This window comes from Bacillus sp. DWP3-1 (assembly GCF_049896565.1).
GTDB lineage: Bacteria > Bacillota > Bacilli > Bacillales > Bacillaceae > Bacillus.
Genome location: NZ_JAFCUN010000009.1, coordinates 14927 through 33105 on the forward strand (window position 1 = coordinate 14927; position 18179 = coordinate 33105).

The 18179-nt window shown below is 42.1% G+C and carries 17 protein-coding genes and 1 other annotated feature; all 17 genes read left to right on the forward strand.

All coding sequences use genetic code 11. The features are described 5' to 3' along the window. Nucleotides 1–2: 2 nt before the first annotated feature. The 17 genes from rae1 to tuf all read left to right on the forward strand — a co-directional run bounded on the left by rae1 (nucleotide 3) and on the right by tuf (nucleotide 18096). Nucleotides 3–515, forward strand: a complete 513-nt coding sequence (gene rae1 / locus ACP7A0_RS17625) for a ribosome-dependent mRNA decay endonuclease Rae1/YacP (RefSeq protein WP_034665628.1) — start codon at nucleotides 3–5, stop codon at nucleotides 513–515. 63 nt (nucleotides 516–578) lie between these two features. Next, a complete protein-coding gene (gene sigH, locus ACP7A0_RS17630; RefSeq protein WP_003217132.1) occupies nucleotides 579–1235 on the forward strand; it encodes an RNA polymerase sporulation sigma factor SigH in 657 nt (218 codons plus the stop codon). Nucleotides 1236–1311: 76 nt separating this feature from the next. Then, complete coding sequence (gene rpmG, locus ACP7A0_RS17635; RefSeq protein ID WP_012008694.1) at nucleotides 1312–1461, forward strand: 50S ribosomal protein L33; 150 nt, start codon at nucleotides 1312–1314, stop codon at nucleotides 1459–1461. Nucleotides 1462–1495: 34 nt separating this feature from the next. Beyond that, nucleotides 1496–1672, forward strand: coding sequence for a preprotein translocase subunit SecE (gene secE, locus ACP7A0_RS17640; protein ID WP_003216942.1), 177 nt, complete (start codon nucleotides 1496–1498; stop codon nucleotides 1670–1672). 170 nt (nucleotides 1673–1842) lie between these two features. Next, nucleotides 1843–2376 carry a transcription termination/antitermination protein NusG gene (nusG, locus tag ACP7A0_RS17645; protein WP_003217197.1) on the forward strand — a complete coding sequence of 178 codons (534 nt, stop codon included), beginning with the start codon at nucleotides 1843–1845 and terminating at the stop codon, nucleotides 2374–2376. A 171-nt stretch (nucleotides 2377–2547) separates the two neighbouring features. Then, on the forward strand, nucleotides 2548–2973 hold the full coding sequence (gene rplK, locus ACP7A0_RS17650) for a 50S ribosomal protein L11 (RefSeq protein ID WP_003216956.1): 426 nt from the start codon (nucleotides 2548–2550) through the stop codon (nucleotides 2971–2973). Nucleotides 2974–3072: 99 nt separating this feature from the next. After that, on the forward strand, nucleotides 3073–3771 hold the full coding sequence (gene rplA, locus ACP7A0_RS17655; protein WP_034665623.1) for a 50S ribosomal protein L1: 699 nt from the start codon (nucleotides 3073–3075) through the stop codon (nucleotides 3769–3771). A gap of 48 nt (nucleotides 3772–3819) precedes the next feature. Further along, nucleotides 3820–3960 (forward strand) — a sequence feature (ribosomal protein L10 leader region). 69 nt (nucleotides 3961–4029) lie between these two features. Then, entirely contained in the window at nucleotides 4030–4530 is a 501-nt protein-coding gene (gene rplJ, locus ACP7A0_RS17660) for a 50S ribosomal protein L10 (protein WP_034665618.1), read from the forward strand. Between the two features lie 41 nt (nucleotides 4531–4571). After that, nucleotides 4572–4937 carry a 50S ribosomal protein L7/L12 gene (gene rplL, locus ACP7A0_RS17665; protein WP_003216952.1) on the forward strand — a complete coding sequence of 122 codons (366 nt, stop codon included), beginning with the start codon at nucleotides 4572–4574 and terminating at the stop codon, nucleotides 4935–4937. Between the two features lie 96 nt (nucleotides 4938–5033). Beyond that, nucleotides 5034–5639 (forward strand): class I SAM-dependent methyltransferase, encoded by a 606-nt coding sequence (locus ACP7A0_RS17670; RefSeq protein ID WP_044139657.1) that lies wholly within the window; start codon nucleotides 5034–5036, stop codon nucleotides 5637–5639. Nucleotides 5640–5894: 255 nt separating this feature from the next. Continuing rightward, on the forward strand, nucleotides 5895–9476 hold the full coding sequence (gene rpoB, locus ACP7A0_RS17675; protein ID WP_003217223.1) for a DNA-directed RNA polymerase subunit beta: 3582 nt from the start codon (nucleotides 5895–5897) through the stop codon (nucleotides 9474–9476). Nucleotides 9477–9537: 61 nt separating this feature from the next. Beyond that, entirely contained in the window at nucleotides 9538–13137 is a 3600-nt protein-coding gene (gene rpoC / locus ACP7A0_RS17680) for a DNA-directed RNA polymerase subunit beta' (RefSeq protein WP_034665614.1), read from the forward strand. 145 nt (nucleotides 13138–13282) lie between these two features. Continuing rightward, nucleotides 13283–13531, forward strand: a complete 249-nt coding sequence (locus ACP7A0_RS17685) for a 50S ribosomal protein L7ae-like protein (RefSeq protein ID WP_034665612.1) — start codon at nucleotides 13283–13285, stop codon at nucleotides 13529–13531. Between the two features lie 112 nt (nucleotides 13532–13643). Then, nucleotides 13644–14063 (forward strand): 30S ribosomal protein S12, encoded by a 420-nt coding sequence (rpsL, locus tag ACP7A0_RS17690; protein ID WP_003216962.1) that lies wholly within the window; start codon nucleotides 13644–13646, stop codon nucleotides 14061–14063. 120 nt (nucleotides 14064–14183) lie between these two features. Continuing rightward, nucleotides 14184–14654 carry a 30S ribosomal protein S7 gene (rpsG, locus tag ACP7A0_RS17695; protein ID WP_003216884.1) on the forward strand — a complete coding sequence of 157 codons (471 nt, stop codon included), beginning with the start codon at nucleotides 14184–14186 and terminating at the stop codon, nucleotides 14652–14654. Nucleotides 14655–14708: 54 nt separating this feature from the next. Continuing rightward, nucleotides 14709–16787, forward strand: a complete 2079-nt coding sequence (gene fusA / locus ACP7A0_RS17700; RefSeq protein ID WP_034665610.1) for an elongation factor G — start codon at nucleotides 14709–14711, stop codon at nucleotides 16785–16787. Between the two features lie 118 nt (nucleotides 16788–16905). Continuing rightward, nucleotides 16906–18096 carry an elongation factor Tu gene (gene tuf, locus ACP7A0_RS17705; protein ID WP_034283892.1) on the forward strand — a complete coding sequence of 397 codons (1191 nt, stop codon included), beginning with the start codon at nucleotides 16906–16908 and terminating at the stop codon, nucleotides 18094–18096. Nucleotides 18097–18179 lie beyond the last annotated feature (83 nt).

Consider the following 18179-nt stretch of genomic DNA (forward strand, 5'->3'; position numbering starts at 1 on the left):
AGATGGACATCCTCTTAGTCGATGGATACAACATGATAGGTGCATGGCCTCGGCTGCAGCACTTAAAGGAAAACAGCTTTGAAGAAGCCAGAGACGTGCTGATTCAAAATTTAGCAGAATATCAAGCATACACAGGGTATCGAGTCATTGTCGTATTCGATGCCCATATGGTCAAAGGAATCGAAAAAAAGCGGATCAACCACCGAGTAGAGGTCATCTTTACGAGAGAGAATGAAACAGCTGATGAGCGGATTGAAAAGCTGGCCCAGGATTTGAATAATGTTCGGACGCAAATTCATGTGGCGACCTCAGACTTCACAGAACAATGGGCAATTTTTGGACAAGGAGCTCTTCGGAAGTCGGCTCGAGAGCTTTTGAGAGAGATTGAAGTGATCGAACGAAAGATAGAGACGAGAGTCAAAAAGATTACTTCTGATAAACCAGTATCCAAGATTGAATTGTCAGAAGATGTATTGAAAACGTTTGAAAAATGGCGGCGTGGGAATCTGGAATAGCTTGACGATATTTTAACCATTAATGTATAATATTTCTATCTAGGTGCGGTCGGGGGGATCGAAGTGAATCTAAACAACAGCAAGGATAAATCCATCAGAGAGCAATTTTGCCAGTTGGAAGATGAACAAGTCATTGAAAGGGTTCATGTCGGAGATAGTGATGCGCTAGATTACTTAATAACGAAATACCGCAATTTTGTACGTGCAAAAGCAAGATCTTATTTCTTGATTGGAGCGGATCGAGAGGACATTGTCCAAGAGGGGATGATCGGACTTTATAAGTCTATCCGCGATTTCAGAGAGGACAAGCTTACTTCATTTAAGGCTTTTGCAGAATTATGTATTACCCGCCAAATTATCACCGCAATTAAAACAGCTACTCGCCAAAAACATATCCCGTTAAATTCCTATGTATCATTAGACAAGCCAATATATGATGAAGAATCAGACAGAACATTGTTGGACGTCATTTCCGGTGCTAAAGCGCTTAACCCAGAAGATTTAATCATTAGCAAAGAAGAATTTGATGATATTGAAATGAAAATGGGGGAACTACTAAGTGAGCTGGAAAGAAAGGTACTTGTGCTTTACCTTGATGGCAGATCCTATCAAGAGATTTCTGAAGATTTAAACCGTCATGTGAAATCAATTGATAACGCACTCCAAAGAGTAAAGAGAAAATTAGAGAAATATTTAGAGCTTCGCGAGATTAGTCTCTAATCAAACCTATATTGACAGCTTTTTCGACACTGTGATAAGGTACTAAGGAAATGATGTCGAGAAAATAGGTGTAAATATGAGGAAAAAGATTACTCTAGCCTGTAAAGACTGCGGAAGCCGCAATTATACGACAATGAAAAGTGATGCTTCAGCAGCTGAAAGATTAGAAGTTAAGAAATATTGCAAGACTTGTAATTCACATAAAACACATTTAGAAACGAAGTAAGATTTGCGTTCTTTAATCTGTGGAGGTCTTTTACATGCGTATTATCAGTTTCTTAAAAAGTGTCGGGAAAGAAATGAAAAAGGTCAGCTGGCCAAAGAAAAACGAAATGATTCGCTACACAATCACGGTTATTTTAACAGTCGTATTCTTTGCAATCTTTTTCTCTTTTCTTGATATAGGAATCTCACAATTAATCGAATTAATTCATTAATACTTGAATAATGGTCTGCTGAACGTGCTATAATAGATCATAATATGACTTGCCAAAAAACCCGTTTTACGGGTTTTTTCAATTGCTTGAAAATATTTACCGGTACTCGAGATTCGTCAAATAGACATTACGAAATGTGGGGAGGGAAGGACTGAATAGTCCTGAACGAAATGGAAAAGAATTGGTATGTTGTGCATACGTACTCTGGCTATGAAAACAAAGTAAAAGCGAATTTGGAAAAGCGTGTTGAATCAATGGGCATGCAGGATAAAATCTTCCGCGTTGTCGTACCAGAAGAAGAAGAAACAGATATTAAAAATGGTAAGAAAAAAGTCGTCAAAAAGAAAGTATTCCCTGGCTATGTCCTAGTGGAAATCGTGATGACTGACGACTCTTGGTATGTTGTTCGTAATACACCAGGTGTCACAGGATTCGTTGGATCAGCTGGATCAGGCTCAAAGCCGACAGCGCTGCTGCCAGGCGAAGCCGAAACCATTCTGAAGAGAATGGGTCTTGAAGAACGCAAAACAGAAATCGACTTTGAATTAAAAGAAACAGTCAAGGTAATCGACGGACCATTTGCTAACTTCACAGGCTCTATCGAAGAGATTGATTACGATAAAAGCAAAGTCAAAGTATTCGTTAATATGTTTGGTAGAGAAACACCCGTGGAACTTGAGTTCACGCAGATCGATAAATTGTAATTCAAAAGAGCTTGAAATGAGTGTATAGAAGTGGTAATATAGCAAAGGTACGTCTTGAGTTCGCTCAAGATCGCTAGCTAGTTATTTCGTCATTCATATAAAGAATGAAGTTGTTGAGTGGGAGGGGGATTCCCCTATTACCACATCACGGACTTTAAGGAGGTGTGTCTCGTGGCTAAAAAAGTAGTTAAAGTTGTTAAATTGCAAATTCCTGCTGGAAAAGCTAACCCAGCTCCACCAGTTGGACCTGCACTAGGTCAAGCCGGTGTTAATATCATGGGATTCTGTAAGGAGTTTAATGCTCGTACAGCTGACCAAGCTGGTCTTATCATTCCTGTTGAAATTTCGGTTTTTGAAGACCGTTCATTTACATTTATTACTAAAACTCCACCTGCTGCAGTTTTACTTAAAAAAGCAGCTGGTATTGAGTCTGGTTCTGGTGAACCTAACCGTAATAAAGTGGCAACTGTTAAGCGTGATAAAGTACGCGAAATCGCGGAAACAAAAATGCCTGACTTAAACGCTGCTAGCGTTGAATCAGCTATGCGCATGGTTGAAGGTACTGCACGCAGTATGGGTATTGTCATCGAAGATTAATTTATTGTCTTGTTGGGTTGCGAGTTTGGTTTTGACAAGTTCGCAACCCTTATTCGTGGGAGGTTATTCCGCTAAAACCACATAAGGAGGATTTTTATAATGGCTAAAAAAGGTAAAAAGTATGTAGAAGCTGCTAAGCTGATCGAACGTACTAAAGCGTATGATGTAGCTGAAGCTGTTTCTCTTACAAAAAAAGCAAATACAGCGAAATTTGATGCGACTGTAGAAGTTGCTTTTCGTTTGGGCGTAGACCCTCGTAAAAACGATCAACAAATCCGCGGTGCAGTTGTACTTCCTAACGGAACTGGTAAAACTCAACGCGTTCTTGTGTTCGCTAAAGGCGAAAAAGCAAAAGAAGCAGAAGCTGCTGGAGCAGACTACGTTGGAGATTCTGATTACATCACTAAAATCCAACAAGGCTGGTTCGAATTCGATGTAATCGTTGCAACACCTGACATGATGGGTGAAGTTGGTAAGATCGGTCGTGTACTTGGACCAAAAGGTCTTATGCCAAACCCTAAAACAGGAACTGTTACATTCGAAGTAGAAAAAGCAATCAATGAAATCAAAGCTGGTAAAGTAGAATACCGCGTTGATAAAGCTGGTAACATCCACGCGCCAATCGGAAAGGTTTCTTTCGAGGACGAAAAGCTTGTTGAGAACTTTGCAACAATCTATGATACAATCCTTAAAGCAAAACCTGCAGCGGCTAAAGGTGTATACGTGAAAAACGTTTCTGTTACAACTACTATGGGCCCTGGCGTGAAAGTGGATCCATCTTCTTTCTCTGCAAAATAAATCTTGACTTATCACAATCGTTTTGATAATATCAAAATGTTGTAAAATAGAATATGTCCATTTATACCGTAGACAGCAGGGGCCTTATGGCTTAATTAACCCGCCGAGGTGTATATGTCACAGTCTTACGTTAACGTATGCTTGTATATACAGCCTCCATGTCTTAATGGAGGCTTTTTATATGGAGAACCGTTCGTTAGGAACGTGATGGCCTGATCGGTATAAGTGTTACACAAAGAATGTACAGGAGGTGTAACCATGAGCAATGCAATCGATACTAAAAAAGTTGTCGTTGATGAAATTACTTCTAAATTTAAAGACAGTATGTCTACTGTAATTGTAGATTACCGTGGTCTTTCAGTTTCTGAAGTGACTGAACTTCGTAAACAGCTTCGTGATGCTGGCGTAGAATTCAAAGTTTACAAAAATACTTTGACTCGCCGTGCAGTTGAACAAGTTGAACTAACGGGTTTAAACGATTTCTTAACAGGTCCAAACGCTATCGCATTCAGTAACGAAGATGTTATCGCACCTGCGAAAATCATCAACGAATTTGCGAAAAGCCACGAAGCTTTAGAAATCAAAGCTGGTGTCATCGAAGGAAACGTAGCGACTGTAGAAGAAGTGAAGGCTCTTGCGGAACTTCCGTCTCGCGAAGGCTTACTTTCTATGTTGCTTAGCGTTCTTCAAGCTCCAGTTCGTAACCTTGCTCTTGCTACTAAAGCAGTTGCAGAACAAAAAGAAGAACAAGGCGCTTAATGCGTACTTAACGTAAAAAACTTAAAATGGAGGAATTACAAATGGCTTTAAATATCGAAGAAATCATTGCTTCAGTTAAAGAAGCAACTGTACTTGAGTTAAACGACTTAGTAAAAGCAATCGAAGAAGAATTTGGCGTAACTGCTGCTGCTCCTGTAGCTGTAGCTGCAGCTGGTGGTGCCGCTGCTGAAGAGAAAACTGATTTTGATCTAGTACTTGCTGGTGCTGGAGACCAAAAAATCAAAGTTATCAAAGTGGTTCGTGAAATCACTGGTCTTGGCTTGAAAGAAGCTAAAGAACTTGTTGACAACACTCCAAAACCACTTAAAGAAGGTATTGCTAAAGAAGAAGCTGAAGAACTTAAAGCTAAGCTTGAAGAAGTTGGCGCTTCTGTAGAAGTTAAGTAATCTTCGCCTAATCTTTTGGGAAAGCTCGCTTTTACTGGCGGGCTTTTTCTTTTCTATTCTCCTGAAACGATTGAATCCAGAGGAGGTCCATTCATCATGAGTGACCACTATTATACGGAAAAGCCATCAGTGAAAAGCAATAAACAGACATGGGACTTCACCTTGAGAAACCGTACCTTTACTTTTACAAGTGACAGTGGAGTGTTTTCTAAGAAAGAAGTCGACTTTGGTTCAAGGCTTTTAATTGAAGCTTTTGAAGAACCTGACGTGGATGGCGATGTCTTAGATGTCGGTTGCGGTTATGGACCGATTGGCTTATCGTTAGCAAACGAAATGACGAGCCGCACCATTCATATGATTGATGTGAACGAAAGAGCAGTCGAACTTTCAAAGGAAAACGCTAAACATAATCGCATTGATAATGTCCGCATCTATCAAAGTGATTTGTTCTCGAATGTTCATTCATCAGCTGCTTTTGCCTCTATACTGACCAATCCCCCAATACGGGCAGGGAAGAAAGTTGTACATGCGATCTTTGAAAAAAGTGCTGATCATTTATTGCCGGAAGGTGAGTTGTGGGTGGTTATTCAGAAAAAGCAGGGCGGACCATCTGCGATTGAAAAATTAGAACAGCTCTTTGGAGAAGTCGAGGTTGTATTGAAAAAAAAGGGCTACTATATTATCAAAGCTAAAAAAGTTTGACGCAGTTTCCTAGCTGTGTTAACATTATAAAATGCCAATGTGTATATTTTGCTTGATAGGCTTAAAAAACAACTATTTTGTATAAATTATGCATACTTGGGAAAACTAATAAAATCGGTATTTGTTTTTGGATGTGGTTTTCTTATTTTAGAAACCCTTTTTTCTTTTGTCTTGTAAAAGTATTTCTTTACTGACATTTGAAAGGCTGAAATACTTTTTACACATATAATACGCATGATTTGAGGGGTGAATCAGTTGACAGGTCAACTAGTTCAGTATGGACGACACCGCCAGCGCAGAAGCTACGCACGCATAAGCGAAGTGTTAGAATTACCAAATCTCATTGAAATTCAAACCTCTTCTTATCAGTGGTTTCTTGATGAGGGTCTTAGAGAGATGTTTCAAGATATATCCCCAATTGAGGATTTTACTGGTAACCTTTCTCTTGAATTCATTGATTACAGCCTAGGGGATCCTAAGTATCCTGTAGCAGAATCAAAAGAACGTGATGTAACTTACTCTGCTCCACTAAGAGTAAAAGTTCGTTTAATTAACAAAGAAACTGGAGAAGTAAAAGACCAAGATGTGTTCATGGGTGATTTCCCAATCATGACAGACACAGGTACTTTTATCATTAACGGTGCGGAACGTGTAATCGTTTCTCAGTTAGTGCGTTCTCCAAGTGTATATTTCAGTGGTAAAGTAGACAAAAACGGTAAAAAAGGTTTTACTGCGACTGTCATTCCAAACCGTGGCGCATGGTTAGAATACGAAACTGATGCGAAGGATGTAGTCTATGTACGCATCGATCGCACACGTAAGTTGCCGGTTACGGTTCTTTTGCGTGCTCTCGGCTTCAGCTCTGATCAAGAGATTCTTGACCTCATTGGCGAGAATGAATACTTACGCAACACGCTGGAAAAAGACAATACAGAGAATGCGGATAAAGCACTTCTCGAAATCTACGAGCGCCTCCGTCCTGGAGAGCCGCCAACTGTTGAAAATGCGAAAAGCCTGCTAGACTCTCGCTTCTTCGATCCGAAGAGATATGACCTAGCTAATGTTGGACGCTACAAGATTAATAAAAAGCTTCATATTAAAAATAGACTGTTCAATCAAAAATTGGCTGAAACGTTAGTTGACCCTGAAACAGGTGAAATTCTAGCAGAAAAAGGTCAAATTTTAGACAGAAGAGTTCTTGATAAAGTTCTTCCATACTTAGAAAACGGCATCGGATTTAGAAAGCTTTATCCAAATGGTGGCGTAGTAGAAGATGAAGTAGAACTTCAATCTATTAAGATTTATGCACCGTCTGATCAAGAAGGCGAGCAAGTGATCAACGTGATCGGGAATGCATACGTAGAGGAAGCTGTGAAAAACATCACGCCTTCTGACATCATTGCATCGATCAGTTACTTCTTCAACCTTCTTCATGGTGTAGGTGACACAGATGATATCGATCACCTTGGTAACCGTCGCCTGCGTTCTGTAGGTGAGCTTCTGCAAAACCAATTCCGTATTGGTTTAAGCAGAATGGAGCGTGTTGTTCGTGAAAGAATGTCGATCCAAGACACAAACACGATCACACCTCAGCAACTGATCAACATCCGTCCTGTGATCGCTTCTATCAAAGAGTTCTTTGGTAGCTCTCAGCTTTCTCAGTTCATGGATCAAACAAACCCGCTTGCTGAATTGACGCACAAACGTCGTCTGTCGGCGCTTGGACCGGGTGGTTTGACACGTGAGCGTGCAGGAATGGAAGTTCGTGACGTTCACTACTCTCACTATGGCCGTATGTGTCCGATTGAAACACCAGAGGGTCCAAACATCGGTTTGATCAACTCTCTATCTTCATTTGCAAAAGTGAATCGCTTCGGCTTTATTGAAACACCTTACCGCCGGGTTGACCCTGAAACAGGTAAAGTGACACCGAGAATCGATTACTTAACTGCTGATGAAGAGGATAACTACGTTGTAGCACAAGCGAATGCTATATTAGGTGAAGATGGTTCGTTTATCGATGATAATATCATTGCTCGTTTCAGAGGGGAAAACACAGTTGTTCCTCGAAACCGCGTTGACTACATGGACGTTTCGCCAAAGCAGGTTGTTTCTGCAGCGACAGCATGTATCCCATTCTTAGAAAACGATGACTCTAACCGTGCTCTAATGGGAGCGAACATGCAACGTCAGGCTGTGCCTTTGATGCAGCCGGAATCACCGATTGTTGGTACAGGTATGGAGTATGTATCAGGGAAAGACTCTGGTGCTGCTGTTATCTGCCGCTACCCTGGTGTTGTAGAACGTGTTGAAGCGAAAAATATTTGGGTTCGTCGCTATGAAGACGTTGACGGACAACAAGTCAAAGGAAATCTAGACAAATACAGCTTGCTGAAATTTGTCCGCTCTAACCAAGGGACTTGCTACAACCAGCGTCCAATCGTAAGTGTTGGAGATGAAGTCGTAAAAGGAGAAATCCTTGCAGACGGTCCTTCAATGGAAAAAGGTGAATTGGCTCTAGGACGTAACGTCATGGTCGGCTTCATGACTTGGGACGGTTATAACTACGAGGATGCGATCATCATGAGTGAGCGCCTTGTAAAAGATGACGTCTACACGTCTATTCATATTGAAGAATATGAATCAGAAGCTCGTGATACAAAGCTTGGACCGGAAGAAATCACTCGTGATATTCCAAACGTTGGGGAAGATGCTTTACGCAACCTTGACGAGCGCGGAATCATCCGTATTGGTGCAGAAGTAAAAGACGGAGACCTTCTTGTAGGGAAAGTAACGCCTAAAGGTGTAACAGAACTAACAGCTGAAGAACGTCTATTACATGCAATCTTCGGTGAAAAGGCTCGTGAAGTGCGTGATACGTCTCTACGTGTTCCACACGGCGGCGGCGGAATTATCCACGACGTCAAAGTCTTTAACCGTGAAGATGGAGATGAATTACCTCCAGGTGTAAACCAGTTAGTCCGCGTATACATCGTTCAGAAGCGTAAAATTTCTGAAGGTGACAAAATGGCCGGACGACATGGTAACAAAGGGGTTATCTCTAAAATCCTTCCAGAAGAAGATATGCCGTATCTTCCAGATGGAACACCGATTGATATCATGTTAAACCCTCTAGGGGTACCATCTCGTATGAACATCGGTCAGGTACTTGAGCTTCATATGGGTATGGCTGCACGTTACCTTGGCATCCACATTGCGTCACCAGTATTTGATGGTGCGCGCGAGGAAGATGTTTGGGAAACGCTTGAAGAAGCAGGTATGTCCCGTGATGCGAAAACAGTCCTTTATGACGGTCGAACTGGTGAACCATTCGATAACCGTGTATCAGTCGGAATCATGTACATGATCAAACTGGCTCACATGGTTGACGATAAACTTCACGCTCGTTCAACTGGACCATACTCACTTGTTACGCAGCAGCCACTTGGCGGTAAAGCACAGTTTGGTGGTCAGCGTTTCGGAGAGATGGAAGTATGGGCGCTTGAAGCTTACGGTGCAGCATACACACTTCAAGAGATCTTAACAGTTAAATCGGATGACGTTGTAGGTCGTGTGAAAACATACGAGGCCATCGTCAAAGGGGATAACGTCCCTGAACCAGGTGTCCCTGAATCATTCAAAGTGTTAATTAAAGAACTTCAAAGTTTAGGTATGGATGTCAAAATCCTATCTGGCGATGAAGAAGAGATAGAAATGAGAGATTTAGAAGACGATGAGGAAACGAAGAAAGCAGACGGATTAGCGTTATCTAATGACGAAGATGCTGCAGACCTCGCACCTGTCGATCTTGAACGTGACGCAGTCACAAAAGAATAGCAGAAACGATTAGAGCAAGTGACTAGGGTATAACCCGAAGATTAAAAGGGAGGTAGGCCCCTTGCTAGATGTGAACAATTTTGAGTATATGAACATCGGTCTCGCATCACCTGATAAAATCCGTTCTTGGTCTTTTGGTGAAGTGAAAAAGCCTGAAACGATTAACTATCGTACACTGAAACCTGAAAAAGATGGTCTCTTTTGTGAACGTATCTTCGGACCGCAAAAAGACTGGGAATGTCATTGTGGAAAGTATAAACGCGTTCGTTATAAGGGTGTTGTATGTGACCGTTGTGGTGTAGAAGTAACACGGGCAAAAGTCCGTCGTGAGAGAATGGGGCATATCGAACTGGCTGCCCCAGTTTCCCACATTTGGTATTTCAAAGGTATCCCAAGCCGTATGGGTCTTGTTCTTGATATGTCACCACGTGCGTTAGAAGAAGTGATTTACTTCGCTTCTTACGTTGTGACAGATCCGGGCAACACACCGCTTGAGAAGAAACAACTTCTTTCTGAGAAGGAATTCCGTGCGTATTTAGATAAATACGGTAATACGTTCCAAGCAGCTATGGGTGCAGAAGCAATCAATAAACTTCTTCAAGATATCGATCTTGTAAAAGAAGTAGATACACTGAAAGAAGAGCTGAAAACTGCTCAAGGACAGCGTCGTACACGTGCGATTAAACGCCTTGAAGTGCTAGAAGCCTTCCGTAACTCAGGAAACAAACCATCATGGATGATTCTTGATGTACTTCCGGTTATTCCGCCAGAATTACGTCCAATGGTCCAGCTTGATGGTGGACGTTTTGCTACTTCTGACTTAAACGACCTTTATCGTCGTGTTATCAACCGTAACAATCGTCTGAAACGTTTATTAGATCTTGGCGCGCCAAGCATCATCGTTCAGAACGAGAAGCGTATGCTTCAAGAAGCTGTCGATGCCTTGATTGATAATGGACGTAGAGGCCGACCAGTAACAGGACCAGGAAATAGACCATTGAAATCTCTTTCTCATATGCTGAAAGGGAAACAAGGACGTTTCCGTCAAAACTTGCTCGGTAAACGTGTTGACTATTCTGGACGTTCCGTTATCGTCGTAGGACCACATTTGAAAATGTATCAGTGTGGACTTCCGAAAGAAATGGCTCTTGAATTATTCAAACCATTCGTGATGAAGGAGCTTGTTGAAAAAGGTTTAGCTCACAACATCAAGAGTGCGAAGCGTAAAATTGAGCGCGTGCAGCCGGAAGTCTGGGATGTTTTAGAATCAGTTATTCGTGAGCACCCAGTCTTACTAAACCGTGCACCGACTCTTCACAGACTTGGTATTCAAGCGTTTGAACCTACACTTGTGGAAGGACGCGCAATTCGTCTGCATCCACTTGTATGTACAGCCTACAACGCTGACTTTGACGGTGACCAAATGGCGGTTCACGTACCATTATCTGCTGAGGCTCAAGCTGAAGCTCGTATCTTAATGCTTGCTGCTCAAAACATTTTGAACCCGAAAGATGGAAAACCTGTTGTTACGCCATCTCAGGATATGGTGCTTGGTAACTACTACCTTACACTTGAGCGTAAAGGTGCTATCGGAGAAGGTATGGTCTTCAAAGATACTGACGAAGCCCTTCTAGCTTATCAAAATGGGTATGTGCATCTTCATACACGTGTAGCTGTTGCAGCTAGCTCGTTGAAGAATGTGACATTCACTGATGAACAGCGTTCTAAATTGTTGATTACAACAGTTGGAAAACTGATCTTTAACGAAATCTTACCGGAATCATTCCCTTACATGAATGAGCCGACAAAGAGCAATATTGAAGAAAAAACGCCTGACCGCTTCTTCCTTGAAAAAGGTGAGGATGTCAAAGCTGCGATCGAGAAACAAGAAATCAATGCGCCGTTCAAAAAAGGTATTTTAGGTAAAATCATTGCGGAAATCTTTAAGAGATTCCATATCACTGAGACATCTAAAATGCTTGATCGCATGAAAAATCTTGGTTTCAAATACTCTACTAAAGCGGGTATTACGGTTGGTGTGTCTGACATCGTCGTATTAGATGATAAGCAGAAGATCCTCGAAGAAGCACAAGCAAAAGTAGATAACGTCTTGAAGCAATTCAGACGTGGTTTGATTACTGAAGAAGAGCGTTACGAGAGAGTCATTTCGATCTGGAGTTCTTCTAAAGATGTCATCCAAGGTAAACTGATGAAGTCCCTTGATGAAGTCAACCCAATCTACATGATGAGTGACTCTGGAGCGCGTGGTAACGCATCTAACTTCACTCAGCTGGCTGGTATGCGTGGTCTGATGGCCAACCCGGCTGGACGTATCATTGAACTTCCGATTAAATCTAGTTTCCGTGAAGGTTTAACCGTATTGGAATACTTTATTTCCACTCACGGAGCGCGTAAAGGTCTTGCCGATACAGCCCTTAAAACAGCTGACTCAGGTTACCTCACGCGTCGTCTCGTCGATGTTGCACAGGATGTTATCATCCGTGAAACAGATTGCGGTACAGACCGTGGTATCTTGGCGAAGTCCATTAGAGAAGGAAATGAAATTATTGAGAAGCTTGAAGAACGTCTGATCGGACGTTTTGCAAGAAAACCAATTGTTCATCCTGAAACGGGCGAAGTCATTGTGGACGAAAACGAACTAATTGATGAAGATAAAGCACTTGAAGTAGTTGAAGCAGGAATTGAGGAAGTATGGATCCGTTCTGCATTTACATGTAACACGCCTCATGGTGTATGTAAACGATGCTACGGCCGTAACCTTGCAACTGGTACTGACGTTGAAGTCGGTGAAGCAGTTGGAATCATCGCTGCTCAATCAATCGGTGAGCCAGGAACACAGCTTACAATGCGTACGTTCCACACCGGTGGGGTAGCAGGAGACGATATCACACAAGGTTTACCTCGTATCCAAGAGCTATTTGAAGCGCGTAATCCGAAAGGGCAAGCGACCATTTCTGAAATTGATGGTGTCGTTGCTGAAATTAACGATGTTCGTGACAAGCAGCAGGAAATTGTGGTTCAAGGCGACGTTGAAACTCGTTCTTACACAGCTCCTTACAATGCGCGTCTGAAAGTTGTTGAAGGTGACAAAGTCACTCGTGGTCAAGTACTGACAGAAGGTTCGATCGATCCGAAAGAACTTCTTAAAGTGACTGACATGACAGCTGTTCAAGAATATCTGCTTCATGAAGTACAAAAAGTATACCGTATGCAAGGGGTAGAAATCGGAGATAAGCACGTTGAGGTAATGGTTCGCCAAATGCTTCGTAAAGTGCGTGTCGCTGATGCAGGGGATACAGATGTATTACCAGGCACACTTCTTGATGTACATCAATTCACTGAAGCGAACAAAAAAGTACTATTCGAAGGCAAACGTCCTGCAACAGGCCGTCCAGTTCTTCTTGGTATTACAAAAGCATCGCTTGAAACAGACTCATTCTTGTCTGCGGCATCCTTCCAAGAAACGACTCGTGTCCTAACAGATGCGGCGATCAAAGGAAAACGTGATGAACTGCTTGGCTTGAAAGAGAATGTTATCATCGGTAAACTTGTTCCAGCTGGAACAGGAATGCCAAACTACCGTAAAGTTAAGCCGGTTTCACAAGTGCAGCCGTCTGACGATATGGTTCCTGTAGAGTAATCTTTCTCGTGAGATTCCTATAAAATCATCAAAAAATGGTGAAGGATGTCAAGATAATCTGTCATATGATATTGACATCCTTCTGCCATGATGATAATATAACCAAGGTGCTCAAAATAAAACCTGTTACTTTGGAGGATATTCGATGTCTTATGATAAAGTATCACAGGCTCAATCCATTATTATTGGTACGAAGCAAACAGTAAAAGCTCTGAAACGAGATTCAGTAAAGGAAATCGTCGTAGCGAAAGATGCTGATCCTGCTTTAACAGCTAGTGTAATAAAACTAGCGCAAGAGAAGGGTGTAGACATTTTAGTGGTAGATTCCATGAAAAAGCTCGGCAAAGCCTGCGGAATTGAAGTTGGGGCAGCAGCTGTTGCCATTATGTTATAGCGTACTTGTTTTGTTTTTGCATGTGTAAATGCAAAAGCATTGTTTTTTGCCTTTTGATGAACCACCTGGGTATGTGGGTTATAAAAAAAGCAACGAAGGGAGGAATAACAACATGCCTACAATTAATCAGCTAATACGCAAAGGACGCGTGAGTAAAGTTGAAAACTCAAAGTCTCCTGCACTTAACAAAGGATACAACAGTTTCAAAAAAGAGCACACTAACGTAACATCTCCACAGAAGCGCGGGGTTTGTACTCGTGTCGGTACAATGACACCGAAAAAACCAAACTCAGCACTACGTAAATATGCTCGTGTACGTTTGTCTAACCTGATTGAGGTAACAGCTTACATTCCTGGTATCGGACATAATCTACAAGAGCACAGTGTAGTACTTATCCGTGGCGGACGTGTAAAAGACTTACCGGGTGTACGTTACCACATCGTTCGTGGTGCGCTTGATACTGCCGGAGTTGACGGTCGTATGCAAGGACGTTCTAAATACGGAACAAAACGCCCTAAACAAAGCAAATAATACAAACAAACATAAGGGTTTTTAGAAGTTGATATCAGATCAGTGGAGTCAGGCAACTGACAATGATATTGAGATGAGAGACAGATAGAAATCCTTTTAAATGAGAAGGGAGGCTATCAGATGCCACGTAAAGGTCCTGTAGCAAAAAGAGACGTATTGCCAGATCCAATTTACAATTCTAAACTTGTATCTCGTTTGATCAACAAAATGATGATCGACGGTAAAAGAGGAAAGTCACAAACAATTCTCTACAAGTCATTTGATATCATCAAAGAACGTACTGGTAATGAAGCGATGGAGGTTTTCGAACAAGCCTTGAAAAACATCATGCCAGTTCTTGAAGTTAAAGCACGTCGTGTAGGTGGAGCCAACTACCAAGTTCCTGTAGAAGTTCGCCCAGACCGTCGTACTACTTTAGGTCTTCGCTGGTTAGTAAACTACGCTCGTCTTCGTGGAGAAAAAACGATGGAAGAGCGTCTTGCTAACGAAATCCTTGACGCAGCTAACAACACTGGTGCTGCTGTTAAGAAACGTGAAGATACACACAAAATGGCAGAAGCGAACAAAGCATTCGCTCACTACCGCTGGTAGGATTTATACCAAACTAAAAAAACTATTCCCTAATAAGGAAGGAGAAATTACCCAATGGCAAGAGAGTTCTCCTTAGACAAAACTCGTAATATTGGTATCATGGCTCACATCGATGCCGGTAAAACGACAACGACTGAGCGTATCTTATACTACACTGGTCGTATCCATAAAATTGGCGAAACTCACGAAGGAGCTTCCCAAATGGACTGGATGGAGCAGGAGCAAGAACGTGGTATTACAATCACTTCTGCTGCTACTACAGCACAATGGAAAGGTTACCGTGTAAACATCATCGATACACCAGGACACGTAGACTTCACAGTTGAAGTTGAACGTTCTTTACGTGTACTTGATGGTGCGGTTACTGTTCTAGATGCACAATCAGGTGTAGAGCCACAAACTGAAACGGTTTGGCGCCAAGCAACAACTTACGGAGTACCTCGTATCGTATTCATTAACAAAATGGATAAAACAGGTGCGGACTTCCTTTACTCTGTAGGCACATTAAGAGATCGTCTTCAAGCGAACGCTCATGCAATTCAATTGCCGATCGGCGCTGAAGATCAATTCGAAGGAATCATCGACCTTGTAGAAAACGTAGCATACTTCTACGAAGATGACCTTGGAACTCGCTCTGATGCACAAGAAATCCCTGCTGAGTATAAAGACAAAGCTGAAGAGCTTCGCAACAGCCTAATTGAAGCTGTCGCTGAGCTTGACGAAGAGCTTATGGAAAAATACCTTGAGGGTGAAGAAATTACAATTCCTGAATTGAAAGCTGCAATCCGTAAAGGAACGTTGAATGTTGAATTCTATCCAGTTCTTGTTGGATCTGCTTTCAAAAACAAAGGTGTTCAGCTTGTACTTGACGCTGTGCTTGATTACCTTCCTGCACCAACTGATGTTGCTGCAATCAAAGGTACCTTGCCAGATTCAAATGAAGAGGTTGTGCGTGAGTCTACTGATGACGCACCATTCGCAGCCCTTGCTTTTAAAGTAATGACTGACCCTTATGTTGGGAAACTAACTTTCTTCCGCGTATACTCTGGAACACTTGATTCTGGTTCTTACGTGAAGAACTCTTCTAAGAACAAGCGTGAACGTGTTGGACGTATCCTTCAAATGCACGCAAACAGCCGTGAAGAAATCTCTACTGTATATGCAGGGGATATCGCAGCAGCTGTAGGTCTTAAAGATACATCAACTGGTGACACTCTTTGTGACGAGAAAAGTCTTGTTATCCTTGAGTCTATGGAATTCCCAGAGCCAGTTATCGATGTAGCAATCGAGCCTAAGTCTAAGGCTGACCAAGATAAAATGGGTATCGCTTTAGCTAAACTAGCTGAAGAGGATCCAACATTCCGTACACAAACAAACACTGAAACTGGTCAAACGATCATCTCTGGTATGGGTGAGCTTCACCTTGATATCATTGTTGACCGTATGAAGCGTGAGTTCAAGGTTGAAGCTAACGTAGGAGCTCCTCAAGTTGCGTACCGTGAAACATTCCGTTCTGGTGCAAAAGTTGAAGGTAAATTCGTACGTCAGTCTGGTGGACGTGGTCAGTTCGGACACGTTTGGATCGAATTCGAACCAAACGAAGAAGGCGCAGGCTTCGAATTCCAAAATGCAATCGTCGGTGGGGTTGTTCCTCGTGAATACATTCCAGCTATTCAAGCAGGTCTTGAAGATTCACTTGAAAATGGTGTATTAGCTGGATTCCCATTAATCGACATCAAAGCAAAATTATTTGATGGATCTTACCACGATGTTGACTCTAACGAAATGGCGTTTAAAATTGCTGCATCTATGGCATTGAAAAATGCTGTCAGCAAATGTAACCCAGTTCTACTTGAGCCAATGATGAAAGTGGAAGTCGTTATCCCTGAAGAATACATGGGAGACATCATGGGTGATATCACATCTCGTCGTGGACGTGTAGAAGGTATGGAAGCTCGCGGTAACGCTCAAGTTGTTCGCGCAATGGTTCCACTTTCTGAAATGTTCGGATATGCAACTGCACTCCGTTCTAATACACAAGGACGCGGTACTTTCACTATGCACATGGATCACTACGAAGAAGTGCCTAAGAGCATCAGTGAAGAAATCATCAAAAAAAATAAAGGTGAATAATTGATTTTGCCTTTAAACTAAAGTATAACTACTATTGAAGATCAGAAAGTGAGAGGTAACTCTTCACTTTCTATCACTCTATACCAAATACAATGAACCTTTAAGGAGGATTTTTAGAATGGCTAAAGAAAAATTCGACCGTTCCAAATCGCATGCTAACATTGGTACAATTGGACACGTTGACCATGGTAAAACAACTCTAACTGCTGCTATCTCAACAGTTCTTCATAAGAAATCTGGTAAAGGTACGGCTATGGCTTATGACCAAATCGATGGTGCTCCAGAAGAGCGCGAGCGTGGAATCACAATCTCAACAGCACACGTTGAGTATGAAACTGAAACTCGTCACTATGCACACGTAGACTGCCCAGGACACGCTGACTATGTTAAAAACATGATCACTGGTGCTGCTCAAATGGACGGCGCGATCTTAGTAGTATCTGCTGCTGATGGTCCAATGCCACAAACACGTGAGCACATCCTACTTTCTCGTAACGTAGGTGTACCATACATCGTAGTATTCCTTAACAAATGTGACATGGTTGACGATGAAGAGTTACTTGAACTTGTTGAAATGGAAGTTCGTGACCTTCTTTCTGACTATGACTTCCCTGGTGACGATGTACCTGTTATCAAAGGTTCTGCTCTTAAAGCTCTTGAAGGTGATGCTGATTACGAAGCAAAAATCTTTGAACTTATGGATGCGGTTGATGAGTACATCCCAACTCCAGAGCGTGACACTGAGAAGCCATTCATGATGCCAGTTGAGGACGTATTCTCAATCACTGGTCGTGGAACAGTTGCTACTGGTCGTGTTGAGCGTGGACAAGTTAAAGTCGGTGACGAAGTTGAAATCATCGGTCTTCAAGAAGAAAACGGTAAAACAACTGTTACAGGTGTTGAAATGTTCCGTAAGCTTCTTGACTATGCTGAAGCTGGTGACAACATCGGTGCACTACTTCGTGGTGTATCTCGTGAAGATATCCAACGTGGTCAAGTACTTGCTAAACCAGGTACAATCACTCCACATAGCCGTTTCAAAGCTGAAGTTTATGTACTTTCTAAAGAAGAGGGTGGACGTCATACTCCATTCTTCGCTAACTACCGTCCGCAGTTCTACTTCCGTACAACTGACGTAACTGGTATCGTACATCTTCCAGAAGGTACTGAAATGGTAATGCCTGGCGATAACACTGAGATGGAAGTTGAACTTATCTCTACTATCGCTATCGAAGAAGGAACTCGTTTCTCTATCCGTGAGGGTGGACGTACTGTAGGTTCTGGCGTCGTTTCAACTATCATTAAGTAATAAAACATATAAAAGAGACTCCTTGCAAAAGGGTCTCTTTTTTTGCTTTTCCAGATCAGAACGGCTACTATAAGCTATAGAAT

Bases quoted from the DNA above. Each gene is read 5' to 3' on its own strand.
- tuf (WP_034283892.1), top strand. From the start codon at position 16,906: ATGGCTAAAGAAAAATTCGACCGTTCCAAATCGCATGCTAACATTGGT.
- ACP7A0_RS17685 (WP_034665612.1), top strand. From the start codon at position 13,283: ATGTCTTATGATAAAGTATCACAGGCTCAATCCATTATTATTGGTACG.
- rae1 (WP_034665628.1), top strand. From the start codon at position 3: ATGGACATCCTCTTAGTCGATGGATACAACATGATAGGTGCATGGCCT.
- fusA (WP_034665610.1), top strand. From the start codon at position 14,709: ATGGCAAGAGAGTTCTCCTTAGACAAAACTCGTAATATTGGTATCATG.
- rpsG (WP_003216884.1), top strand. From the start codon at position 14,184: ATGCCACGTAAAGGTCCTGTAGCAAAAAGAGACGTATTGCCAGATCCA.
- nusG (WP_003217197.1), top strand. From the start codon at position 1,843: ATGGAAAAGAATTGGTATGTTGTGCATACGTACTCTGGCTATGAAAAC.
- rplJ (WP_034665618.1), top strand. From the start codon at position 4,030: ATGAGCAATGCAATCGATACTAAAAAAGTTGTCGTTGATGAAATTACT.
- ACP7A0_RS17670 (WP_044139657.1), top strand. From the start codon at position 5,034: ATGAGTGACCACTATTATACGGAAAAGCCATCAGTGAAAAGCAATAAA.
- rpmG (WP_012008694.1), top strand. From the start codon at position 1,312: ATGAGGAAAAAGATTACTCTAGCCTGTAAAGACTGCGGAAGCCGCAAT.
- rpsL (WP_003216962.1), top strand. From the start codon at position 13,644: ATGCCTACAATTAATCAGCTAATACGCAAAGGACGCGTGAGTAAAGTT.
- rplL (WP_003216952.1), top strand. From the start codon at position 4,572: ATGGCTTTAAATATCGAAGAAATCATTGCTTCAGTTAAAGAAGCAACT.
- secE (WP_003216942.1), top strand. From the start codon at position 1,496: ATGCGTATTATCAGTTTCTTAAAAAGTGTCGGGAAAGAAATGAAAAAG.
- rplA (WP_034665623.1), top strand. From the start codon at position 3,073: ATGGCTAAAAAAGGTAAAAAGTATGTAGAAGCTGCTAAGCTGATCGAA.